Source organism: Halomonas sp. AOP27-A1-41 (genome assembly GCF_052378605.1).
GTDB lineage: Bacteria > Pseudomonadota > Gammaproteobacteria > Pseudomonadales > Halomonadaceae > Vreelandella > Vreelandella citrativorans.
Genome location: NZ_JBQSXT010000001.1, coordinates 260,655 through 283,475, shown reverse-complemented (window position 1 = coordinate 283,475; position 22,821 = coordinate 260,655). Strand labels below are relative to the sequence as shown.

The 22,821-nt window shown below is 54.2% G+C and carries 20 protein-coding genes; 3 read left to right on the top strand and 17 right to left on the bottom strand.

Annotated features, from left to right (window positions below):
* Positions 1-67: 67 nt before the first annotated feature.
* The 4 genes from sixA to ACT3TC_RS01185 all read right to left on the bottom strand — a co-directional run bounded on the left by sixA (position 68) and on the right by ACT3TC_RS01185 (position 4,066).
* Positions 68-550, bottom strand: coding sequence for a phosphohistidine phosphatase SixA (gene sixA / locus ACT3TC_RS01200; RefSeq protein WP_444638842.1), 483 nt, complete (start codon positions 548-550; stop codon positions 68-70).
* Positions 543-1,610, bottom strand: coding sequence for an NAD(P)H-dependent glycerol-3-phosphate dehydrogenase (locus ACT3TC_RS01195; protein ID WP_444638841.1), 1,068 nt, complete (start codon positions 1,608-1,610; stop codon positions 543-545). The genes sixA and ACT3TC_RS01195 overlap by 8 nt, the downstream gene beginning before the upstream one ends.
* 101 nt (positions 1,611-1,711) lie before the next feature.
* A complete protein-coding gene (gene htpG / locus ACT3TC_RS01190) occupies positions 1,712-3,616 on the bottom strand; it encodes a molecular chaperone HtpG (protein WP_444638840.1) in 1,905 nt (634 codons plus the stop codon).
* 102 nt (positions 3,617-3,718) lie between these two features.
* Positions 3,719-4,066, bottom strand: coding sequence for a YkvA family protein (locus ACT3TC_RS01185; protein ID WP_444638838.1), 348 nt, complete (start codon positions 4,064-4,066; stop codon positions 3,719-3,721).
* A gap of 101 nt (positions 4,067-4,167) precedes the next feature.
* On the opposite strand from ACT3TC_RS01185, the gene ACT3TC_RS01180 reads away from it, so the two are divergent.
* Positions 4,168-6,117: a transglycosylase SLT domain-containing protein gene (locus tag ACT3TC_RS01180; RefSeq protein ID WP_444638837.1), complete on the top strand. Its 1,950-nt coding sequence runs from the start codon at positions 4,168-4,170 to the stop codon at positions 6,115-6,117.
* A 55-nt stretch (positions 6,118-6,172) separates the two neighbouring features.
* On the opposite strand, the gene ACT3TC_RS01175 is transcribed toward ACT3TC_RS01180, so the two are convergent.
* Positions 6,173-6,829 (bottom strand): LysE family translocator, encoded by a 657-nt coding sequence (locus ACT3TC_RS01175; protein ID WP_444638836.1) that lies wholly within the window; start codon positions 6,827-6,829, stop codon positions 6,173-6,175.
* 135 nt (positions 6,830-6,964) lie between these two features.
* Here ACT3TC_RS01175 and ACT3TC_RS01170 point away from each other — a divergent pair, with 135 nt between their 5' ends.
* Positions 6,965-7,168, top strand: coding sequence for a cold-shock protein (locus ACT3TC_RS01170; protein WP_441677018.1), 204 nt, complete (start codon positions 6,965-6,967; stop codon positions 7,166-7,168).
* A 61-nt stretch (positions 7,169-7,229) separates the two neighbouring features.
* On the opposite strand, the gene ACT3TC_RS01165 is transcribed toward ACT3TC_RS01170, so the two are convergent.
* The 4 genes from ACT3TC_RS01165 to ACT3TC_RS01150 form a co-directional block, all read right to left on the bottom strand.
* Positions 7,230-7,991 carry a hypothetical protein gene (locus ACT3TC_RS01165; protein WP_444638835.1) on the bottom strand — a complete coding sequence of 254 codons (762 nt, stop codon included), beginning with the start codon at positions 7,989-7,991 and terminating at the stop codon, positions 7,230-7,232.
* Positions 7,992-8,034: 43 nt separating this feature from the next.
* Positions 8,035-8,994: a lipid kinase YegS gene (gene yegS, locus ACT3TC_RS01160; RefSeq protein ID WP_444638834.1), complete on the bottom strand. Its 960-nt coding sequence runs from the start codon at positions 8,992-8,994 to the stop codon at positions 8,035-8,037.
* A 38-nt stretch (positions 8,995-9,032) separates the two neighbouring features.
* Positions 9,033-11,663, bottom strand: coding sequence for an aminopeptidase N (gene pepN, locus ACT3TC_RS01155; RefSeq protein ID WP_444638832.1), 2,631 nt, complete (start codon positions 11,661-11,663; stop codon positions 9,033-9,035).
* A gap of 98 nt (positions 11,664-11,761) precedes the next feature.
* Positions 11,762-12,247 carry a YajQ family cyclic di-GMP-binding protein gene (locus tag ACT3TC_RS01150; RefSeq protein ID WP_444638830.1) on the bottom strand — a complete coding sequence of 162 codons (486 nt, stop codon included), beginning with the start codon at positions 12,245-12,247 and terminating at the stop codon, positions 11,762-11,764.
* A gap of 216 nt (positions 12,248-12,463) precedes the next feature.
* Here ACT3TC_RS01150 and cobO point away from each other — a divergent pair, with 216 nt between their 5' ends.
* The gene (cobO, locus tag ACT3TC_RS01145; protein WP_444638829.1) at positions 12,464-13,063 is read left to right on the top strand and encodes a cob(I)yrinic acid a,c-diamide adenosyltransferase; all 600 of its coding nucleotides are present in this window, start codon (positions 12,464-12,466) and stop codon (positions 13,061-13,063) included.
* Between the two features lie 86 nt (positions 13,064-13,149).
* On the opposite strand, the gene ACT3TC_RS01140 is transcribed toward cobO, so the two are convergent.
* From ACT3TC_RS01140 to mutL, 8 genes are all read right to left on the bottom strand, one after another.
* Positions 13,150-14,448 (bottom strand): adenylosuccinate synthase, encoded by a 1,299-nt coding sequence (locus tag ACT3TC_RS01140; protein ID WP_193053829.1) that lies wholly within the window; start codon positions 14,446-14,448, stop codon positions 13,150-13,152.
* Entirely contained in the window at positions 14,448-15,641 is a 1,194-nt protein-coding gene (locus tag ACT3TC_RS01135; RefSeq protein WP_172116284.1) for an ATP phosphoribosyltransferase regulatory subunit, read from the bottom strand. Before ACT3TC_RS01135 ends, ACT3TC_RS01140 begins: the two co-directional genes overlap by 1 nt.
* A gap of 184 nt (positions 15,642-15,825) precedes the next feature.
* On the bottom strand, positions 15,826-16,722 hold the full coding sequence (hflC, locus tag ACT3TC_RS01130; protein ID WP_444638828.1) for a protease modulator HflC: 897 nt from the start codon (positions 16,720-16,722) through the stop codon (positions 15,826-15,828).
* Positions 16,723-17,997 (bottom strand): FtsH protease activity modulator HflK, encoded by a 1,275-nt coding sequence (hflK, locus tag ACT3TC_RS01125; RefSeq protein WP_192526309.1) that lies wholly within the window; start codon positions 17,995-17,997, stop codon positions 16,723-16,725.
* Between the two features lie 126 nt (positions 17,998-18,123).
* Positions 18,124-19,434, bottom strand: coding sequence for a ribosome rescue GTPase HflX (hflX, locus tag ACT3TC_RS01120; RefSeq protein WP_444638827.1), 1,311 nt, complete (start codon positions 19,432-19,434; stop codon positions 18,124-18,126).
* A gap of 37 nt (positions 19,435-19,471) precedes the next feature.
* Positions 19,472-19,720 (bottom strand): RNA chaperone Hfq, encoded by a 249-nt coding sequence (gene hfq, locus ACT3TC_RS01115; protein WP_009099947.1) that lies wholly within the window; start codon positions 19,718-19,720, stop codon positions 19,472-19,474.
* Between the two features lie 150 nt (positions 19,721-19,870).
* Positions 19,871-20,809 carry a tRNA (adenosine(37)-N6)-dimethylallyltransferase MiaA gene (gene miaA / locus ACT3TC_RS01110; protein WP_444638825.1) on the bottom strand — a complete coding sequence of 313 codons (939 nt, stop codon included), beginning with the start codon at positions 20,807-20,809 and terminating at the stop codon, positions 19,871-19,873.
* A 75-nt stretch (positions 20,810-20,884) separates the two neighbouring features.
* The gene (gene mutL / locus ACT3TC_RS01105) at positions 20,885-22,816 is read right to left on the bottom strand and encodes a DNA mismatch repair endonuclease MutL (RefSeq protein WP_444638824.1); all 1,932 of its coding nucleotides are present in this window, start codon (positions 22,814-22,816) and stop codon (positions 20,885-20,887) included.
* Positions 22,817-22,821 lie beyond the last annotated feature (5 nt).

Below are 22,821 nucleotides of genomic sequence, written 5' to 3'. Positions count from 1 at the left end.
TTGGCTCGTGCAGCAACGCGAACGGTGGCCCAGGGGCCGCCGTTTTTATTACCTTAAAACGGTTCTTTCAAGCCAACTGACCTGGCGACATATAACGCGCTAACTGAGCGCAGCCTGCTGCCCATACATCTGCCTCTAACTCCGCAATGCCCGCGGTGTCGAACCCCAGCCCCTGGCCCGGCCTGCCCTCCACCAGCAGTTCCGTCAGATTACCCACCAGCGGCATATGGCTGACCAGCATTATCGGCGCGCAGTCTGGCTGTGTTAACAACCAATCGCTTACCTTGGCCGGGTCATCCTCTGGGGTTATAAAGTCCAGCGTGCTTAGCGAACAGCCTAATGCCTCAGCGACAATACGTGCCGTTTGTTGCGCACGGGCGTAGGGGCTTGCATAGAGAACCGGTACGAAAAGCTCCCCTTTTGCCAAGCGTGCAGCCAGCCATTGCACCATCATGGCGGCTTCGCGCTCCCCCTGCGGGGTGAGCAGCCGTTTGCTATCCGGAAAGCCGGGCGCGGCTTCTCCGTGGCGCATAATGAATAAGCTACTCATGCCAGCCTCGATTATCCAAATGAGCCTGCTGAACTGCCTCGCGGGGCAGAATAAATTCTACATCACTGCTCTGCTCGCCCATCATCAGCGTACGCGCCATCTCCTGGGCAGGCACACCGCCGAAGAGAACATGGGAGAGGCCTTCGGCAAGCGGCATATATACGCCCATTTCCTGCGCCTTGGCACACACCAGCTTAACCGTATTGACACCTTCAGCCACTTGGCCAAGCGCGGAAACAGCCTCTTCAAGGCTGCGCCCCTCGCCCATGGCATACCCCACGCGATAATTACGCGACAGGTTCGACGAGCAGGTCACAATCAAGTCGCCCACCCCGGCAAGGCCAAGGAATGTCATGGGGTTAGCCCCCTGGGCCACGGCAAAGCGGCTCATTTCAGCCAGCGCCCGAGTCATTAGCATGCTGCGGGTATTTTCCCCCATACCCAACGCAGCGGCCATGCCCGCCGCAATGGCGTAAATATTCTTAAGTGCACCGCCCAACTCCACCCCGTGGCGATCATTGCTGGCATAAACACGAAAGTAGCGACAGCCCAATGCTTGCTGTACACGGGTGCGCGTTAGCGCATCGGCACTGGCAATCACTGTCGCCGTTAGCTGCTTATCGGCTATTTCTGAGGCAAGGTTGGGGCCTGCGATGACGCCAATATGGGAAAAGCCGGTTTCATCCGCTAACACCTGACTCATCAGCAGAAAGCTATCCGACTCAATACCTTTGGTGGTACTGACCAGAATTTGGCTGGCCTTTAGCCAAGGTTTCGCGGCCTGCACCACGCTTCGAAACGCCTTTGAGGGAATGGAGATAAGCACAAGCTCGGCATCGTCCAGCACCGTGTGCAGGTCCGTTGAGGCTTGAACGGCAGGATTCATCGCATAGTGAGGCAAGTAGCGACCGTTACGGTGCTCTTGATTAATTTGTGCGACCAGCGCTTCGTCTCGCATCCATTGACGCACATGGGCACCGTTATCCGCCGCGATGCTGGCAAGCGCCGTACCGAAACTGCCACCTCCCAGCACCGCGACCTTGATTTGCTGCTCAGCCATAAGGATGTCCTGAAAAAATCACGCGAAAAGTAACAGCTACTTTATCAAAACAAACGGCCCGCTTGGGAATCCAAACGGGCCGTGAAAGGTAGCAACGACGATTAAGCGGTCAGTACGCTGTTTAGACGCTTCACATAAGCGGCTGGGTCGTCCAGATGACCGCCCTCGGCGATAATCGCCTGGTCAAGCAGGATATGCGCTAGCTGTGTGAAGATCTCGCCTTCTGCTCCTTCCAGGCGTGTTACCAGTGGGTGCTGCGGATTGAGCTCTAAAATGGGCTTAACGTCCGGCATTTTTTGCCCGGCGGCTTCCATAATGCGGCGCATTTGAAAGCCCATCTCATGCTCAGGCAGCACGACGCAAGCCGGAGAGTCGGTCAAACGATGGGTAACCTTGACGTCCTGAACGCCATCGCTAAGCGCTTCTTTAACACGCTTCAACAGATCTTCTTTCGCCTTGGCTGTCTCTTCCTGAGCCTTTTTCTCGGCTTCGTCTTCGACATCACCAAGGTCCAGCTCGCCTTTGGCAACATCCGCAAAGGATTTACCGTCAAACTCGGTCAAATGGCTCATCAGCCACTCATCAATACGGTCAGACAGCAGCAGAACTTCGATACCTTTCTTGCGGAAGATCTCCAGGTGCGGGCTGTTTTTCGCCGCATTGAAGCTATCTGCTACCACGTAGTAGATCTTCTGCTGGCCTTCTTTCATGCGCTCGACGTAGTCGGCAAGCGATTGATCCTGGGTAGCTGTGTCGCTGTGCGTCGACGCAAAGCGTAAAAGACCGGCGACTTTCTCGCGGTTGGCGAAATCTTCGCCTGGACCTTCCTTCAGCACGCTGCCGAAGGTATTCCAGAAGGTTTGGTACTCTTCGCTGTCCTTGGAAAGCTTTTTAAGCATATCCAGCGCACGCTTGGTCAGCGCCCCTTTGATCTTGTCGACCTGCGGGTCCTGCTGCAAAAGCTCGCGGGAAACGTTGAGCGACAGATCGCGCGTATCCAATACGCCTTTGATAAAGCGCAGGTAGAGCGGCAGGAACTGTTCAGCGTCATCCATGATAAATACGCGCTGCACATAAAGCTTAACGCCGCGAGCGCCATCACGCTCATACATATCAAAAGGCGCCCGGCCCGGCACGTAGAGTAAACTAGTGTACTCAAGTTTGCCCTCTACCTTGTTGTGGCTCCAGGCAAGCGGGTCGCTAAAGTCATGGGCAACGTGCTTATAAAACGCCTTGTACTCGTCATCAGAAACATCGCTCTTGGGGCGCGCCCAGAGTGCAGTGGCTTCGTTAACGGTTTCCCACGTGGTGACTTCGCTGCCTTCGATGTCGTTGCCTTCATCATCCTTGGCCGTTTCGGTCTTGGGCATGCGCACGGGCACTTCAATATGATCAGAGTACTTGCGCACCAGGTTTTGAAGGCGGTAATCGTCAGCAAACTCTTTCGCGTCTTCTTTCAGATAAAGCGTAATTTCGGTGCCGTGAAGCTCGCGCTCAATATCAGCGACGGTAAACTCACCTTCGCCTTTAGAGCGCCACTCAACGCCTTCAGAGGCGGCCGTCCCGGCTTTGCGGGTACGCACTGCCACTTCATCAGCCACAATAAAGCCTGAGTAGAAACCTACACCGAACTGGCCGATCAACTTGGCATCTTTTTGCTGCTCGCCTGACATCTGCTTTAAAAACTCAGCGGTGCCTGAGCGGGCGATGGTGCCCAGATTAGCGATAACGTCTTCGCGGTTCATACCAATACCGTTGTCGCGCAACGTAATGGTATTGGCTTCTTTATCGTGCTCAATTTCTACCCGAAGCTCGCTGTCGCCTTCGTACAGCGCATCGTTATCTAGCGCCGCGTAGCGCAGTTTGTCACAGGCATCCGCGGCGTTAGAGATAAGCTCACGCAGGAAAATCTCCCGGTTGGAATACAGGGAGTGAATCATCAGGTTGAGAAGCTGCTTAACTTCTGTTTGAAAGCCTAACGTTTCTTCGTGGGTCGCTGTTGACATTCGCCTAGCCCTCATCAATCACGTTTGTTTAGAGTTCCTGCCTCCCAATGAGACAGGAACGAAAAAATGTGTGAGTTGGATATGGGGATAAGCAGAGCGATTTCAAGAAGGTGAGTGTTGAGAAGTAGCGATATCAATATCGCCGTACTTCCAGACGCGGTAATCTGCCAAGCGCTGGTCGATACGGTTGAGAAGCCAGCCAACGATAATGACATCGTCAATCAGACCTATGAAAACGAGAAAGTCCGGAATTAAATCGAACGGCATTGCAAGGTAGGCAAGCGCCAGTGCCATCATGCCAAAGGCAGCCCAGGGCACAGGTCGAAAGCGACCGCTCAGGACATCAGACGTCATGGGCACAAACAGTTTCAGTGCGCGTCCGATACGTTTTACAGCCCAGAGGCGGGATTTAAGTCGACGAAATAGCCACAACGTGGATAATCGAGCCATCGTAATTGAATCCTCCAAGTGTCACGATTGTCTGAACACTATTTGCCCATTTCGTTCACTATTAGCGGTTGCCAATCCGTTAGCGAGAAAGAGAGAAAATTATGCAGGCATCGCCATTCAGATCCCCTTTTCGCACTTTATGCGCGGCAATCCTGGTGGGCTTACCCACTGCCTCATGGGCCGCTTCTGATACCGCTATGCGCGATGCGTTAGAAGCCGCTCGTCAACAACAGTGGAACCACATCGACGAGCGCGCTATTGAAGGTCATGTGCTGAGCGGCTATGTCGATTACCACCGATTACGCAATCAACTACCCAACGTCTCGACGGCCCAAGTACAACGCTTTATTGACCAGCATAACGACTCTCCGCTTTCTGAGTGGCTACGCGGTCAGGCCATTGCCCAGTATGGCCACGCGGGGCGTTATAGCGATTTGCTGGCCGTTGCCGATGGCGAACCTGCAGGCACCGCTCGCCAGTGTTATTACTATACGGCCATACTGGATTCACAGCCCCAGCAGGCCGCCGAGGCAGGCCTTGCACTTTGGCTTGAAGGCAGCTCTCAGCCCGATGCGTGTGACCCCCTGTTTGACCGCCTGTGGGCTAACGGCACGATTGATGCAACGGCTATCTGGGAGCGAAGAATGCTCGCTTGGCAAGCCGGTGAGGATCGTCTCTCAGCCTATTTAGACGGGCTGCTCAGCGGCCAGTGGCACACCGCGATTGAAACCGCCGACCAAGTGAATACCAATACCCGCGCGGTCACCTCAGCGCCCGCTTGTCTTGGTCCTGAATGCGCGGCAACCGCCAGTTTCTACAAAGCTGCGATGCAACGGTTCACCCGTGAAGATACCCCGGCCGCATTGAGTAGCTGGCAAACCATCGCGCCCAACTTGAACCTTCTACCCAGTGATCAGCAAACCATTGAAGAAGAGCTGGCTTTCTATGCACTGGTACGCAATGTACCCGGCGCCTTAGGCTGGGTAGATGACGTTCTTCCCTCCTTGGATAGCGAGCGCGTGCTTGAGCTACGCGTACGCCGTGCATTGGCAGACCGGCAGTGGCAGGAGGTGATTCACTGGATTGCGGAAATGCCCACCAGCCAACAAGAAAACAGCCGCTGGCAGTACTGGCTGGGGCGTGCCAACGAACAGCTGGGCAGCCAGGAGGCAGCCACCGCTCGCTACCGTCAGGCGGCGACCGACCGCAGCTTTTATGGGTTTGCGGCCGCTGAACAACTTGGCCAGCCTTACCAACTCAATCTTGAGCGCAATCATTTTGATGAGGCTTCACGCGAACGCACTGCACGCCTCCCCGTTGTCCAGCGTACCGAAGCGCTGCTACGCATTGGCGAAGACGGCCTTGCCAATAGCGAATGGCTGTATGCGGTGAAAAATGGCACGCCCCAGCAGGCGCGCGCCCTGGCCGATTATGCAGCCCATCAACAGTGGCATGCACGCCTGGTACAGACCACGATTGCTGGCAGCATGTGGGATGCGCTTGATTGGCGTTTCCCCGAGGCTTACCGGGAGAGCTTTATGCACTGGGGCCACCAAACCGGTGTAGACCCGTATATGCTAATGGCGATTACCCGTCGTGAAAGTGCCTATAACCCAGTAGCACTCTCTCCAGCAGGCGCCCGCGGTTTGATGCAGTTAATGCCCGGCACGGCAAGCCTGGTAAGTCGCCAACTGGGTATTAGTGACCCAGGGCCTTACGGCATTCTTGACCCTGAACTTAATATTCGCCTGGGCAGCACTTATCTGCGCGACAAGCTTAACCGCTATCAGGGTAACCGACTTGCCGCCGCTGCGGCCTATAATGCTGGTCCTGGGCGTGTTGATCAGTGGCTGGGAAGCGGTATGGAGTCATTTGATCTGTTTGTGGAAAGCATTCCCTTTAAAGAAACACGCGATTATGTGCAGGCGGTGCTTAGCTATCGGGTAATTTTTGAAAGTTTGGCCAACGGTGGTAACAGCGAAGGTGTTTCACTGTTGAGTGATAGTGAACAACAGGTACGTTACGACCGCGCTTTGCTGGCTCGTCAATAAGCGTACAAAGGTAATCACGCTTACTGCCTGGTCAGTTTACTTACCAAGCGCCCAGTTATACTGGGCGCTGCTCCATCGCCAAACGAAGCCCAAACGCGACCAGCACCGCGCCTGTCGCGGCATTTAACACCTGCGCAAAGCGCACGCTGGCGAGCCACTTGCTGGCGCCTCCCACCATGAATACCACGCTGATTTGCCAGATATTGGCAATGATAAAGTGGACACCTGCTAGCCACAGGGACTTGACCAACGCCGGATCACCCGGCGCAATAAACTGAGGCAAAAAAGCCATATAAAAAATAATCGTTTTTGGATTCAATACATTGGACAGCAAGCCTTCCTTAATGGGCTGCCAAAGCGGAACAGGAGAAGCAGCACCGATCACCCCTTTGACCGGTAATGGCTGGCCACGCCTTGCGGCTAACAAACTGGTGCCCCCTAGCCATACCAGATACCCCGCCCCGACCAACTTTAATAGATGAAATGCCCAGGCCGACTGAAGCAGAATCAGTGAAATACCTAATGCCGAGATGGTCGCGTGTACAAACAGACCGCAGCAGATCGCTAAGCTGGTGGCAATGCCGTCCCGAGTCCCGCCTCGGGCAGTGTTACGGATAACCAGCAAGGTATCCACGCCAGGCGTAATCGACAACAGCGTAATAGCGACCAAAAAGGCCACAAACTGAGAATCTACAAGCTGTATTGACAACATATACGTGGCTCAACAAAAGTTAAGAAACATTAGATTGTTACTGGACGACCCATTTTTTTGCATCTACATTGATTTTGGCGGGCGAATCCTATGCAGGTTCGCTTGATCATTATAGGCACGTTAAGGAAACGACTAATGGCAACTGGCACCGTCAAGTGGTTCAACGATACGAAAGGTTACGGCTTCATCTCACCCGATGATGGCAGTGACGACCTGTTTGCGCACTTCTCCGAAATTCAAGCGGAAGGCTTCAAGACCCTGCAAGATGGTCAAAAAGTCAGCTTTGAGGTAACGCAGGGTAAAAAGGGCCTTCAGGCTTCTACCATTCGCCTTGCTTAATCATGGCCGAATGTAGCGAGGCCCGCCAAGGCGGGCCTTTTTATTGCCTGCTCAACGCGCCTTATTGATGAGTAGCGTTAGTATTATCGCTGCCTGCGTCTTCATTCAGAATAACCCCACGGCTACTACTGCCATTATGTTCACGCTCGATTTCCTGAAACTGCTCTTCAAGGCGCTTTTGGGCTTCCTCAAAGCGGCGTTCGGTATCCTCAATCAATGCATCAACATCGGTAGCTTCCCGGTTATCTTCCAAGCGAGGGCTTTCGGGTAGGCTGCTCTGTGTTTCCCACTCATTGGACAATGCTTCTTGCTCAATAGCATCGTACTCTTCGGCTTGTTGCTCTGCTTCTTCAAACTGCTCATTTAAGCGCCGTTGGGCTTCCTGAAAGCGCTGCTCAGTCTCTTCAATCATTTGATCGACGTCGGAGCGCGTTGCCTCTCCTGGCAATGCGCCACCCTCTTGCAGTATCTCATCAGGGTCCGCCGCCAGAGTGTCTTCGCCTGCCGTTACCTCTTGGGCCTCTTGGGCCTCGGACTCGTCAGCGTTGACCGCATCATCTTGCATGTCATCACGCAGCGCCTCGGCCTGCTCTAGCTCTTCAGCGGCCTGGCGCGCCTCAACGTCATCCTCTACCTCCGCAGGACTTGGCATATCCGCGGCATTTTCAGCGGCGGCCGGCGCTTCTTCCTCTTGCACAACGTCTTCATCAGAAACCGATGAAGGCTCATCCGGTGTCGCATCAGTCTCTTCTTGAGAGTCACCACATGCGCTTAGCAATAGTGCCAAGGTGGCAACAACCGGTATCCATAAACGGTTTACCATTAGATTCCCCTTCTTAAATAACGCTTTTAAAGACAGACTACGATCAGTGTCGGTCATTTGCTGACAGTAACGAGCAACCCTCAGGCAATAAAACGTGCAGCGCCAACGGCACCACTTCAACGCAAAAACGATCATACTGACACATTTCGCCGTCCAGCGTTAAGGGCCAAGCGGGATCATCTTTCTGAGTTGTGACCGTCAGCTCAGTCGCTGTGAAATAGCGTACATACTGCCCATCAGAGGGAAAGCTCTGAAGCTCGCTAATCAGCGTCGGCAGTTCCGTTACGGAGCTAAAATCCTTCACCAGAAGAACATCCAAGCGGCCATCATCAAGCTTGGCACGTGGGGCGAGCACCTGTCCGCCGCCTGATTGCCGGCCATTACCTAACGCCAATAACAGCAGCGAGACATCCTGCTCTTTATCGCCCCAGTGAAGCGTGCCACGATAGCTGCGATGCCGCCAGGCTTTAAGCGCTCCCATTAAGGAGTACGCACCTCCGCCTAACAAGCGTTTCAGCGTCTTCGGTGTTGAAGAGGTAATTTCCGCCCCAAATCCGCCCGTGGTCATGTTGACGTAGTACTGAACGACGGTTTTATTATTAGCCTCAGCCGTTACTCGTACGACATCAACAGGGTATGCGCTTAGTGTCCTTGCCTCTGCCAGCGCAGGGCTTGGCTCCAACGGTAACCCCGTGGAGGTAGCAAAGTCGTTGGCACTGCCCAGCGGCACAACGCCCAAAGCGGGACGCTTATCATGAGCGACACGCATTAGCCCGTTAACCACTTCGTTAACAGTGCCATCGCCGCCGCAGGCGATGACATGGGTGATGCCCATATCACATGCCTGCTCGGCAAAGAGAGCGGCGTCACCGCCCTCCCATGTTGAGCGCACGGTAATCGGCATCCCTGCCTCACGCTGCTCTTCAACGGCTTCACGCAGTGCCGGGTTCCCGGCTGATTTACCATTTATAATCAGTAAAAAATGCGGTTGTGAATCGTTCACCAATGGCTTCCCTTTCATGGTTGGAACGCTAGGAGTGCTTACGCCAGCGCTTTTTCAACTACTTCATATACGTTCGAAGATAGCGGCTCTTTTTTGATACGTTGCAACTGCGCATGCATTAAGGCCTGGCGCGCTTCGTCAAAACGCTGCCAGCGTGTTAGCGGGGTAACCAATCGCGCGGCAATTTCCGGGTTTAGCCGATTAAGCTCAATCACCACATCGGCAAGCAGCGCGTAACCCTTACCATCCAGGCGATGGAAATTAACCCGATTTTGCGTAAAAGCACCCACTAGCGCACGTACTTTGTTTGGGTTCTTGATTGAAAATGCCGGATGCTGCATCAAGAACTCGACACGCTCCAGCACATCAGACTGCGGCCGCGTCACTTGAATCGTAAACCACTGGTCCATAACCAGCGAATCATGCGCCCATTTTTCACCAAACGCTTTTAAAGCGGGTGACGACACGTCATCACGTTCGCTATGCACCAGCAGCGTTAGCGCATGGCGCACATCGGTCATATTGTGGTCAGCGGCAAACTGGGCCTGACAAAATGCAATCGCCTGCTCATCCTCAATCGACATCAAATAGCTAAGCGCTATGTTTTTGAGACTACGCTGGGCGATTTGCTCAGGCGTTGGCGCGTAAGCCTCCTCCGAGCGATTGGCTTCAAACGTGGCCACAAATTCAGCGCGAAGTGCTAACGCCAATGATTGGCGCACAAACTCACGCGCCGCGTGAATCGCATCGACATCGACAATAGGCTGCTGCTCGGCAATGTAGGCCTCAGAAGGTAGGGTTAGCATCTCGGCAAGCACCGCCTTGTCAGACGTCGAGCTTGTCAGCAGCGCTCTAAAGGCTTCCGTAACGCGGCCATCCATGACTTTTTCAACGCCATTACGATGCGCCGCGATCAGATCGTCCAACGCCAGCATGGCCAAGCGCTGACCGGCATCCCAGCGGTTAAAACCATCACTATCATGGGTGAGCAAAAATGCCAGTTCTTCACGTGAATAGGGGAAATGTAGCTTCACTGGCGCCGAGAAGTCACGCAGCAGTGACGGTACTGGCGCTTCGGCCACATCGGTAAAGACAAAGGTCTGCTCGTTATCGCGTAAATGGATCACCGCATCCTTGCCCAGTACTTCCCCGGCCATGGTCAGCGTTAAGTCCTGACCAGACTTGGTTCCCACCAGCCCCATCCGCACAGGGATATGCAGTGGCTGCTTCTCGGTTTGGCCGGGCGTGGCAGGCGTGCGTTGCCGAAGCGTTAGCCTGTATTCACTATGTACATAGTCGTATTCGCCGTGGACATCAATCTCTGGCGTACCTGCCTGCGCGTACCAGCGCATAAATTGATCAAGTGTTTGGCCCGACGCCTCTTCCATACAGCCAACAAAGTCTTCAATGGTGACCGCCTGACCATCAAAGCGCTCAAAGTAGGCATCGGCCCCTTGGCGGAAATTTTCCCACCCCACCAGGTTACACAGCATACGCACTACTTCTGCACCCTTTTCATAAATAGTCAGGGTATAGAAATTGGTGATTTCAATGTAGTGGTCGGGGCGCACAGGATGCGCAGTGGGCCCTGCATCTTCTGCAAACTGCGCCGTACGGAAAAAAGACACATCTTGAATACGCTTAACCGGCGCCGAGTTGGTATCAGCGGAAAAACACTGGTCCCTAAAAACGGTAAAGCCTTCTTTCAGCGATAGCTGGAACCAGTCACGACAGGTCACTCGATTGCCGGACCAGTTATGAAAATATTCGTGGGCCACAATGCCTTCCACGTTTTGAAACGTGGCATCGGTAGCGGTATTGGGATGCGTCAGTACAGCGGCAGAGTTGAAAATATTCAGCCCCTTGTTTTCCATCGCTCCCATATTGAAATCGTTAACGGCCACGATCATAAACAGATCAAGGTCATATTCGCGGCCATAGGTCTGTTCATCCCACGCCATGGAACGTTTGAGCGAAGCCATGGCGTGTTCGGTTTTATCCAGATTTTCCTCCTCTACCCAAATTTGCAGCGTGACATCACGGCCGCTCATGGTAGAAAAGTGGTCCTCAACCTTGTGTAAATCACCCGCTACCAACGCAAACAGGTAGCACGGTTTAGGATGCGGATCTTCCCATTTCACGAAATGGCGACCATTTTCCAATATACCGCTGTCCACGGGGTTGCCGTTGGCCAGCAAAACGGGTTCGTTGTTTTGATCACCAATGACCGTGACGGTAAAGGTGGCCATCACATCCGGGCGGTCTGGGTAGAACGTAATGCGCCGAAAACCTTCCGCTTCACACTGGGTACAGTACATACCACTCGACTGGTAAAGTCCCTCCAAAGCAGTGTTAGCACCAGGCGCAATTTCTACCTCACTTTCAAGGCTGAACGTTGCCGGCACCTGCATAATACGCAGGCTGCCCTCATCCAACTGGTAATCCGCTTCCGCTAGCGGTGTGCCATCAATGGCCAACGAGATTAGCGACAGCTGCTCGCCATTCAGCACCAGAGGCGTTTGGGCGTCTACGTTTTCGTTACGTTCAATCAACAATCGTGCTTTTACACGGGTGGCAGCAGGGTCAAGATCAAACGTCAGCTCGGTATGGGTGACCTGGTAGGCGGGCGGCTGATAGTCGCTTAAATAAACCGGCTGCGGATCAGACATAGTGCGTTAGCTCCTGTAATAAACGATGGTTGCGAGTAGACAAAAAGAGTGGCAAAAAATGGGGCAGCGCATAGACACCGCCCTACACGTGATAAGGCTTAATCGCGGAAATTATCAAACTGCAGAGGTAGTTCAGGCCCCTCTTCACCCCGTAAAAGCGCCGTGACGCCTTGTAAGTCGTCACGTTTTTTCCCGGTCACGCGAACTTTTTCACCTTGAATTTGCGCTTGGACTTTAAGCTTACTCGCCTTGATACGCTTTACCACATCCTTGGCTTCTGCCGCATCAAGCCCCTGCTTCAAAACGACTTCCTGACGCGCCTTCACCCCGGAAAGCTCGGGGTCTTGAACATCCATGCAGCGCGCATCAATGCCTCTGGCAATTAACCGACCGCGCAGTACATCCAGCATCTGCTTGAGTTGAAAATCGACCTGGGCCTCTAACTGCACTTTTTCGCCTTCAAGGGCGAAGCTTGCGTCAACGCCTTTAAAATCAAAACGCGACTGCACTTCACGATTCGCCTGGTCAACGGCGTTAGACGCTTCGTGCTGATCAAATTCCGACACAATATCAAAAGAGGGCATGGCATTTTTCCTGACAAGTTATGAAGGGTTATTTTAGAGCAGTAAGCTGCCTATCGGCCAATTCTGTTATTGATTAGCCACAAAAACCTCGATTCCTACGGAAAAGCTTAACAACTGTATAAATTTTATTCACATTTAAGCCATCATCACGGCATTGCAAGCTCTATATGGCGTAGGCTAGAAATCTTCATGCAGCCTTTTAAGAGGAAAGCGACGGTGAAAGACCGCGATACACGCCATAAAACGTCGATGGAAAAACTCAAAGCCCGCGTGGATGAAAAAGTAGCCAGCGCTACAGAACAGCGCGGACTGCTGCTGGTGAATACCGGGAATGGTAAAGGCAAGACCACGGCCGCCTGGGGCACCGTCACCCGTGCGTTGGGCTATGGCTATCACGTGGGGGTTATTCAGTTTATTAAAGGCTTATGGGAGTGTGGCGAACGCAACCGTTTGGAAGATGACCCTAATCTTGACGTCGCAATTATGGCAACGGGCTTTACCTGGGACACCCAAAACCGTGAAGCCGACACTCAAGCCTGCTTGGCCGTTTGGAAAGAGGCTGAGCGCATGCTGGCTGACCCAAACACTTACCTGGTCGTGCTGGATGAAATTACCTACATGCTCAAGTTTGGCTACCTGGATATCGCCACCGTTAAAGCGGCGCTTGAAAATCGCCCCAGCGAGCAGACGGTAATTATTACGGGGCGTAATGCGCACCGTGAACTGATAGCCATGGCGGATACCGTCACCGAAATGCAGGAAGTTCGCCACGCCTTTAATAATGGCCTACAGGCACGTCGCGGCATTGATTTTTAATCAATATTTACCAAAAAGGGGCGCCAAGGCACCCCTTCTCATACATCCGACGATATTCTCAGCGAGTGTTATTCGACGACAGCGGATTATTCGCCGTCAAACGGATTGCGCAGTACGATGGTTTCAACACGGTCTGGACCCGTTGAAATAATATCAATACTGGTGCCCACTTGCTCTTCCAGGAAACTGATGTAAGCGCGGGCATTGGCCGGCAAGTCGTCGACGTTTTTAGCACCCAGCGTCGACTCTTTCCAGCCTGGTAAATCCTGATAAAGCGGCTCTATGGCTTCGTAGCCTTCAGAATCAACCGGGTTGTCCAGCACGTCACCATCTTTACTGCGATAGCCCACGCACACCCGAATATTTTCCAGACCATCGAGCACGTCAAGCTTGGTCAGGCAGATGCCGGATATTGAGTTAATTTGTACCGCATGACGCAGGGCCACAGCATCAAACCAACCGCAACGGCGTGGACGACCCGTGGTGGCGCCAAATTCGTGGCCACGCTCAGCCAGGTGACGGCCATGGTCGTCGAACAGCTCAGTAGGGAACGGCCCCGAGCCCACGCGCGTGGTATACGCTTTGGTAATACCCAGCACGTAATCCAGGTAAAGCGGGCCGACACCAGACCCCGTGGCCGTGCCGCCAGCCGTGGTGTTGGAGCTGGTAACAAACGGGTACGTGCCGTGGTCGATATCCAGTAGCGAGCCTTGGGCGCCCTCAAACAGAATATTCTCACCCGCCTTGCGCAGGTCGTGAACCATGCTCACGGTATCGCATACCATCGGACGAAGCTCATCAGCCATTTGCATGGCGCTGTCCAGCACTTCCTGGAAGTCGACGGCGGGTTCACCGTGGTAGTTAACCAATACGAAGTTGTGGTAATCCAGCACTTCGCCCAGCTTGGAGGCAAACCGTTCCCGATGAAGCATATCGCCCAAGCGCAAGCCACGGCGTGCCACTTTATCTTCGTAAGCCGGACCAATGCCTCGACCCGTTGTGCCAATCTTGGCAACGCCACGGGCTTTTTCGCGGGCCTGATCAAGGCGCACGTGGTAAGGCAAAATCAGCGGGCAGGCGGGTGAAAGGCGCAGGCGCTCACGCACCGGTACACCTTTATCTTCAAGCTCGCGGATCTCTTTGATCAGCGCTTCAGGCGAAAGCACCACCCCGTTGCCGATTACGCAGGTTTTACCCGGACGCAGGACACCCGACGGAATGAGATGAAGCACCGTTTTTTCACCGTCGATTACCAGCGTGTGGCCCGCATTATGGCCACCCTGAAAACGCACTACCGCCGCCGCTGACTCGGTGAGCAGGTCAACAATCTTGCCTTTGCCTTCATCACCCCATTGGGTGCCCAGGACTACGACATTCTTACCCATTATGCACTCGTCTCTTGTGTCAGGGCCGTTGTCTGCCAACAGCCATCGATAAACTCAAGACGGCGGTCACACTTGTGCTCCGCCGGCCCAGTACGCTGCCCAGGCAGCGCTTGAATAACGCGTTCTCCCTGCTCTCGCAGTGCAACTATGGCAGCGTTGAGAGACTCTTCCTCTTGGGCAGGCGCCCAAATGGCGCCGTTGCCTGGCGATGCCAAGGCCAATGATGCCAACTGCTTTAAATCCATCGAAAAGCCAGTAGCCGGACGTGCACGCCCAAAGGCGCGCCCCGTATCATCATAGCGGCCACCCTTTGCAAGCGCATGGCCGTAACCTGGCACATAAGCGGCAAACATCATGCCTGTGTGGTATTGATACCCACGCAACTCGGCAAGATCAAAATAGAGCGACACGTCAAAGCGAGCCAACACGCCCTGATACAGCGCACTTAACTGATCAAGCGCGGCGGTTACAGAGGCCGGAGCACCTGCAAAGCGCTCGCGTGCTTGCTCAAGTATACTGGCGTCGCCGTGCAACTCACCTAGCGCCATAAACATATCGGCCAGTACCGGGTCGCTGACGCTTGCGTTAACTTGCTCCGCCAATTGTCCCGGCGACTTGAGTGCCAGTGCCTCAAACAGCGTGCTCTCCTGCTCATTATTAAGCGCGGCAGCGTCTACCAAACTACGGTAAATGCCGATGTGCCCAAGAGCCAGATGTATTTCACCTGCGCCTGCGGCTTTTAAACTGGCGAGCGCCAAATGAATGATTTCACTATCGGCCTCTAACCCAGCATGGCCAAACAGTTCGACGCCGACCTGAACAGGGCTGCGTCCGCCCTGATGCTGATCAGCTTTAGCGCGCAGTACGTTCGTGCAGTAGCACAGCCGAACGGGCCCTTGGCGTTTGAGCGAGTGGGCATCCATACGCGCCACCTGCGGCGTAACATCTGCCGAGGCGCCCATCATACGGCCGGTTAATTGGTCTGTTAGCTTAAAGGTTTGCAGATCAAGGTCAGTACCGGTACCGGTCAACAAGGAGTCTAGAAACTCCACCGGTGGTGGCATGACCTGGTCATAGCCCCAGCAATGATAAAGATCAAGCAGCGCGCGGCGCAGCTCTTCCATGCGGCTTGCCTGAGGCGGTAGCACCTCATCCATGCCGTCGGGCAACAGCCAGCGGTCAGCGATGGTCATGTAAACAATCCTGCAAGACGATGAAGGCCCTGGAGTCGATGAATACGCGCTTGACGCATTAACGTTAAATGAGGGCCACAAAAAAACCGGGCGACGCCCGGTTCAATTAAGTCTACCACGTTTGCTCAAGGGATGAACCCCGCCATGCGTTCTGCTTCATGGCAAAATTCACCCCTATGCCAACTTACTCTTCTCCGCCTGCTTGCCCGTTAGGATTAGCACTGCGCAGGTAACGGAAAAAGTCGCTGCTGGGGTCTAATATCAGCATATCACCGTCGCCCGAGAAGCTGTCGCGGTAAGCATTCAAGCTACGCCAAAAGGAGAAAAATTCCTGATCCTGGCCATACGCTTCAGAAAAGATACTGGCCGCCTGAGCATCACCTTCACCGCGCAGCGTCTCTGCACGCTCATTTGCCTGAGCGATAAGTACGTGGCGACGACGGTCAGCATTAGCGCGAATACGCTCCGCTTCTTCCTGCCCCTGGGCACGCCATTCGCGGGCTTCGCGCTCACGCTCAGAGCGCATCCGCTCAAAGACTGCCGCTGATACGTCTTCAGGTAAATCAATACGCTTGATGCGAATATCGCGGATAGCGACACCCAGCTCATCACGCATCAGGCTATCCAGCTCTTCGGTAGGGCCAATCATCAGGTCATCACGGCGCTCGGCAATGATTTCCTGCAGATTAAGACGGCCAAACTCGTTACGTAAGCTCTCGTCAACACGTGGCTGAATAAGGCGGATCGCCATCATTTCATCGCCTGCCGTTGCCTCGTAGTAGCGGGTAGGATTAACCACCTGCCATTTAACGTAGGAGTCGACGATAACCGCTTTTTGCTCAAGCGTCAGATAACGGCTGGTATCGGTATCCAGCGTCAGCAGGCGCGTATCAAACTTACGGATCGTTTGAGCAACCGGTATTTTGACATGCAGGCCAGGCTGAATATTCTCTTCAATAACCTCACCAAAGCGCAGTTTTACGGCACGCTGTGTCTCATCAACAACATACAGCGAATTACTTGCCAACCACGCGACAACAGCCAAGCCACCAACGATCAGCAGGGATCGATTATTAATCATTTACCGGCCCTCCCTGCGAATAGAGCTACTACTTGAAGATGAAGAATTCGTCGTTTGGCTTCCACGTAAACTTTCTACAACACGCGGATCCAACTCCTCACTGCCTGAGCCACTGTCATTAGCGCTTGATGCGCTATTGCTGCGCCCACTATTGCCACGCATTTGATCAAGCGGCAGATACATTAGCGGTGCATTTTCACTTACATCCATGAGTACCTTGGGCGTACCGCCGTAGACGCTTTCAAGCGTATCCAGGTACATCCGCTCACGCATTACCTCTGGCGCATTTTGGTACTCTGTTAACAAGGCATTGAAGCGATTCGCTTGACCCTGAGCTTCGGCCACGACTGACTCACGATACCCTTGGCCTTGCTCAACCACGCGTTGGGCTTGACCCTGAGCGGCCGGGATAATGGCGTTAGCGTAAGCCATGCCTTCGTTAATGGTACGCTGGCGGTCTTCGCGAGCACGAATTACGTCATCGAATGCGTCGATAACCGGCGCAGGCGCGGAAGTCGACTCAATGTTAATGGTTTGTAAACGGATACCCGCTCCATACGCATCAAGATAGGACTGCAAGCGGCTAGCGACCGAGCTGCCCAGGATTTCACGCCCTGAGGTCAGGATATCGATCATGTCTGTGCCACCTACAACGTGACGCAAAGCAGAATCAAGCGCATTTTCCATGGACAGTGCAGGATCACGCACATTGAGAACAAAATCTTGCGGATTTGCGACCTGGTACTGCGCCGATATTTCCACTTCCACGATGTTTTCATCGCGCGTCAGCATCGCCTGGGTTTGTGACACAGAGCGAACACGCGTGACATTCACCATGCGGACATCGTCAATCAACGGCGGATTCCAGTGAAGGCCCGGCCCAACAACGCTCTGGTACTCACCAAAACGTAAAACAACGCCACGCTCAGACTGATCCACCAGATAGAAGCCGGAGGCTGCCCAAATCGCTAGCGCAACCACAACTAAAAGGCCCGGCAATGCAAGCGTATTACGTGGTTTACCACCACCGCTTCCACTGTTCCGCTTGTTTCCGTTGCCTTTTTTACTGCCGCCGCCCAGCATGCCGTTCAGCTTGTCTTGAAACTTCTTGAGCGCTTCATCAAGGTCAGGAGGGCCTTGGTTATTACCCCCATTATTCCCGCCCCGATTACCGCCGTCGTTGCCACCACGGTTATCACCGTCGTTGCCACCCCGTCGACCACCACCACTCCATGGGTCGTGCTGGTTGCCACCACCAGGCTCATTCCAGGCCATACTTCGTCTCCACTAAGGTGCTCATCTGCGCATGGCATGCCTTCGGCAAGCTCCATGCGCTTTATTGAAATTATTGCTATATCAAACTGTTATTACCATCCCTTACACGAGTAGAAAAGCAAGGACCTACCACTCGTCAACTTCACGTAATGCTACAGGCAAATAGGTGTTAGCGCGCTCATCCAGCTGCGCCATTAATTGGTTAAAGTCGCGACGCGGTAGTCGAACATCCAATACAGAGCGCCCCTGCTCATCAAATATCTCCTGACGCACGGCGTTTAGCTCATGAAGTCCTGCCCGCAGCTTGCCCTGTTCTGGCGTCAGTGTCAGCGAAAATCCGATGACATCGCCAGCCAAGCGCTCAGTAAGCGCTTCATGAAGTAGCTCAAGACCTTGGCCTTGTTGAGCAGACAACCACACCACTTCAGGCACACCATGCCCATCACGCTCAATACGCGGCGCGCTATCAAGCTTGTCGATTTTATTCATTACCTTGAGAACCGGCACTCTATCGGCGCCAATCTCTTTCAATACGTGCTCTACCTGGCCAACGTTTAGCTCGCGATCAGGGTCAGCTGCATCAATCACATGCACAAGCAAGGTGGCTTCCGCTGCCTCCTGAAGCGTCGCCTGGAACGCCTCAACAAGCTTATGGGGCAAATGCCGGATAAACCCTACTGTATCCGCCATCACCACCGGGCCCACGTCTTCGATCTCAAGGCGCCTCAGTGTCGGGTCCAGTGTTGCAAACAATTGGTCAGCGGCATACACATCGGCATTGGTTAACGTATTAAACAGCGTCGATTTGCCTGCGTTGGTATACCCGACCAGCGACACACTGTGGATTTCCGCACGTGCACGGGCGCGGCGGTTCTGCTCACGCTGGCTACGCACTTTATCCAATCGCTTATTGATTGACTTAATACGCCCTCTTAATAAACGGCGGTCGGTTTCCAGCTGCGTTTCGCCGGGCCCACGCAAGCCAATCCCGCCTTTTTGGCGCTCAAGGTGCGTCCACCCACGCACAAGGCGAGTAGACATATACTCTAGCTGAGCAAGCTCGACCTGCAGCTTACCCTCATGGGTTCGTGCCCGTTGCGCAAAAATATCGAGAATCAGACCCGTACGGTCAAGGACTCGGCACTTGAGTTCTTTCTCAAGGTTGCGCTGCTGGGAAGGACTTAAACTATGATTGAAGATCACCAGCTCCGCCTCATGAGCCGCGAGCATCGCTCGCAACTCTTCCAGCTTTCCCGAACCCACAAAGGTTCGTGAATCAGGGCGCTGACGACTAGCGGTGAGCAGCGTCGCGGGCTCTGCACCTGCAGAGCGCACGAGCTCTAAGAACTCACCCGGGTCTTCACGTGCTTGTTCGTCATGAAAATCAACGTGGACAAGAACTGCCGTTTCACCGGCTTCTGGGCGTTCAAAAAACAATCAATACCTCGAGGACTCTATTGCTCATCCAGCGGTGTTAAATATCCGCATCAGGCGCGGCCGGGTCTTGTGCCGGCAAACGCACATTACGCGAAGGCACCACCGTGGAAATAGCATGTTTATAAACCATCTGACTAACGGTGTTACGCAGCAGAATAACAAACTGGTCAAACGATTCGATCTGGCCTTGAAGCTTAATGCCATTTACCAAAAAGATGGAGACCGGAATGCGCTCTTTGCGCAAAATATTCAAGTAAGGATCTTGAAGGGACTGCCCTTTGGACATGTTGCTCTCCCTAAACTGTCGTTGGGGTTGGTTGTTAAATGGCGTGCCCTACTGGTGCTACGCCGCAATCTATTTGCCCGAAAGGCCCGTGTGGTTGAAAGCGCCCTTCGGCTACTCAAAAACACACGCTCACGAAACCACTATCTTACGCTAAGCACCGCTTTCACGCACGAATTTCAGCGTCTTATCCACCACGTCCAACTGCTGCGAATCAATCCAGGTAAGATTAGACCAGCTTCTTAACCAGGTTAGCTGACGCTTGGCGAGCTGGCGAGTAGCAATTACGCCGCGCTCCTTTAAGACAGCATAGTCGTACTCACCGTTCAGATACTCCCACACCTGACGATAACCAACGCTTTTCATGGCGGGCAGTTCCAGCTGCAGGTCACTACGCTTTTTGAGGGCGGCCACCTCATCTATCAAGCCCTCCTCAAGCATAGCGGCAAAACGTTTTTCAATACGTGCGTGTAAAACACGTCTGTCGTCTGGCGCCAACGCAATGGATAGCACGCGCCAAGGGAAAGGCTCTGGCTGCTGCTCACCCCACAGTTCACTCATTGAGCGCCCACTGGCGTAATAAACTTCGAGTGCGCGCATTAAGCGTTGAGGATCATTGGGATGGATGCGCTGAGCCGACACAGAATCCACATCCATCAGCTTTTTATGCAGCGACTCCAGGCCTTCACTTTCACGCTGTTTGGCTAGCTGCTCGCGAATAGCGGGGTCCGCCGCAGGCATATTTGCGACCCCTTCAACCAGGCGCTTGTAGTAAAGCATGGTGCCGCCCACTAGCAGTGGCACCTTGCCCGCTGCGCTGATTTGCCGCATCTCACTAAGCGCATCTTCTCGAAAATCAGCGGCTGAATAGGGCTCTGCAGGATCACGTAGATCTATTAACCGATGGGGTGCACGGGCAAGCTCAGCAGCACTGGGCTTAGCACTACCAATATTCATACCGCGGTAGACCATTGCGGAATCCACGCTGATTAGCTCATGCCCTAGCCGCTCGTGCAGCGCGATTGCCGTATCGGTTTTTCCGGCCGCTGTGGGACCCATTAAAAAAATCGCCCAAGGGCGTGTATCAGCCATACCGTGGCAAACTCCGCCAAAAAATAACAGGAATTAATTCAGCCAGCCGCCACTTGGCAACATCTGGCAGCACCGCTACTGTCCGCGCAAAAACAACCGATCAAGCGCTTTTAGGTTCATTTGTGTCCAGGTAGGCCGACCATGATTACACTGATCGCTACGCTCGGTGCGCTCCATATCACGCAGCAATCCATTCATCTCTTCAATGGTTAGCCGTCGATTCGCACGCACGCTACCGTGGCATGCCATAGTGGAAAGCAGCTCATGAATACGTGTTTCTACCTGATGGCTGCGCCCAAAACGGGCAAGCTCTTCAAGCATTTCTCGCACCAGTGCTTCCGGGTCAGCCTGGGCCAAAAGCGCGGGTAACTGGCGCACCAGCAGCGTTTCCGGCCCTGCAACATCCAGCTCAATCCCCAATTGAGAAATGGCTTTCTGCTCACTTTCTGCCGTTGCCACTTCCGTGCGGCTGGCGGCAAGTGATACGGGCACCAACAGCGGCTGCGTATCAATGCCACTGGCGGCTGCCAGCTGATTTTTCATCCGCTCGTAGACAATACGCTCATGGGCGGCGTGCATATCCACCAGCACGAGTCCTTGGGCATTTTGTGCAAGAATATAAATCCCATGCAGTTGCCCCAATGCAAAGCCTAGCGGCGGTGCACTGGTAGGATCACTTTCAGGCATTACCACAGGTGCTTCGCGCACCTCGCTGACAGACTGGTGACTACCAGCCCATGCACCCGGCGGCTGCGGCGTAAGCAGCGTATCCTCATGATTAGGGTGCAAGGCCTGATAGCCCTGCATAAAGCGGCGTACTTTTTCAGCCCCCGGGTGACGGTCAGGCGCTTGAGAAAGCGCCATGCCTTGCTGCTGCCACCGGGTAGAATCGGTCTGCTCAGGTTCGGCAGCGGCACCATTCACGCCTTCTGCTGAATGCTCCGAGGCATCACTGGCATCACCATCACTTTCTTGCGCTGGCTTAGACGCCGCCAGGCAGTGGTGCAGACTTGAGTAGAGAAAATCATGCACCATGCGCCCATCACGAAAGCGCACTTCATGCTTGGTGGGATGAACATTCACGTCGACCACATCAGGGTCCAGTGTCAGGTAGAGTACAAACACAGGATGGCGGCCGTTATAGAGCACGTCCCGGTAGGCCTGGCGCACGGCATGGGCCACCAGGCGGTCACGCACCACACGCCCGTTAACAAAAAAGTACTGCTGATCGGCCTGAGAGCGTGAATGTGTGGGCAAGCCCACCCAACCGCTTAGGCGCAGACCACCAGCTTCGCGCTCAATATAGCGTGCATGCTCAATAAAATTCTTACCCAGCAGCGAGGCGATACGCCGCTCCTGAGCCGCCGCCGTATGCCCAGCAGGTAGCTGGTGGACTACCTTCTGGTTATGACGGAGCACCCAGGTGATGTCGTAACGCGACAGTGCCTGACGCCGAAAAGCCTCTTCCACGTGGGCTAACTCGGTCTTTTCAGTACGTAAGAACTTGCGCCGCGCAGGCGTATTGAAGAACAAATCACGCACCGCAACGCTGGTGCCTCGTGGGTGTGGTGCAGGCGTTACTCGCGCCTCCATCCCTCGCCCTTCGGCCACCACTCGCCAGCCGGTTCGCGGGTCCTCTTCCGCATTGGACACAAGCTCCAACCGAGAGACAGAGCTTATTGAGGCCAGCGCCTCGCCACGAAACCCCAGAGAACCGACGCCCTCCAAGTCCTCAAGACTTCCGATTTTGCTGGTGGCATGGCGTGCAAGCGCCAGCGGCAAGTCCTGCTCACGAATACCGATGCCGTCATCGCGTACTTTAATTAATCGCGCACCGCCCTGCTCGATCTCAACCTCGATGCGCTGACTTCCCGCATCAATGGCATTTTCCACCAGCTCCTTGGTTACCGACGATGGACGTTCGACAACCTCCCCCGCGGCGATTTGGTTGGCCAAGCGGGGGTCGAGTACATGAATACGTGATGGCAAAGAACTCGACTCGGACACCAGAC

Excerpts from the sequence above, each read along its gene's own strand:
- ACT3TC_RS01140 (WP_193053829.1), bottom strand. The coding sequence starts at position 14,448 with ATGGGTAAGAATGTCGTAGTCCTGGGCACCCAATGGGGTGATGAAGGC.
- ACT3TC_RS01195 (WP_444638841.1), bottom strand. The coding sequence starts at position 1,610 with ATGGCTGAGCAGCAAATCAAGGTCGCGGTGCTGGGAGGTGGCAGTTTC.
- ACT3TC_RS01175 (WP_444638836.1), bottom strand. The coding sequence starts at position 6,829 with ATGTTGTCAATACAGCTTGTAGATTCTCAGTTTGTGGCCTTTTTGGTC.
- miaA (WP_444638825.1), bottom strand. The coding sequence starts at position 20,809 with ATGGCTGATACACGCCCTTGGGCGATTTTTTTAATGGGTCCCACAGCG.
- ACT3TC_RS01180 (WP_444638837.1), top strand. The coding sequence starts at position 4,168 with ATGCAGGCATCGCCATTCAGATCCCCTTTTCGCACTTTATGCGCGGCA.
- ACT3TC_RS01170 (WP_441677018.1), top strand. The coding sequence starts at position 6,965 with ATGGCAACTGGCACCGTCAAGTGGTTCAACGATACGAAAGGTTACGGC.
- ACT3TC_RS01165 (WP_444638835.1), bottom strand. The coding sequence starts at position 7,991 with ATGGTAAACCGTTTATGGATACCGGTTGTTGCCACCTTGGCACTATTG.
- ACT3TC_RS01135 (WP_172116284.1), bottom strand. The coding sequence starts at position 15,641 with ATGACCATCGCTGACCGCTGGCTGTTGCCCGACGGCATGGATGAGGTG.
- ACT3TC_RS01150 (WP_444638830.1), bottom strand. The coding sequence starts at position 12,247 with ATGCCCTCTTTTGATATTGTGTCGGAATTTGATCAGCACGAAGCGTCT.
- hflC (WP_444638828.1), bottom strand. The coding sequence starts at position 16,722 with ATGATTAATAATCGATCCCTGCTGATCGTTGGTGGCTTGGCTGTTGTC.
- ACT3TC_RS01185 (WP_444638838.1), bottom strand. The coding sequence starts at position 4,066 with ATGGCTCGATTATCCACGTTGTGGCTATTTCGTCGACTTAAATCCCGC.
- sixA (WP_444638842.1), bottom strand. The coding sequence starts at position 550 with ATGAGTAGCTTATTCATTATGCGCCACGGAGAAGCCGCGCCCGGCTTT.
- htpG (WP_444638840.1), bottom strand. The coding sequence starts at position 3,616 with ATGTCAACAGCGACCCACGAAGAAACGTTAGGCTTTCAAACAGAAGTT.
- hfq (WP_009099947.1), bottom strand. The coding sequence starts at position 19,720 with ATGTCCAAAGGGCAGTCCCTTCAAGATCCTTACTTGAATATTTTGCGC.
- pepN (WP_444638832.1), bottom strand. The coding sequence starts at position 11,663 with ATGTCTGATCCGCAGCCGGTTTATTTAAGCGACTATCAGCCGCCCGCC.
- hflK (WP_192526309.1), bottom strand. The coding sequence starts at position 17,997 with ATGGCCTGGAATGAGCCTGGTGGTGGCAACCAGCACGACCCATGGAGT.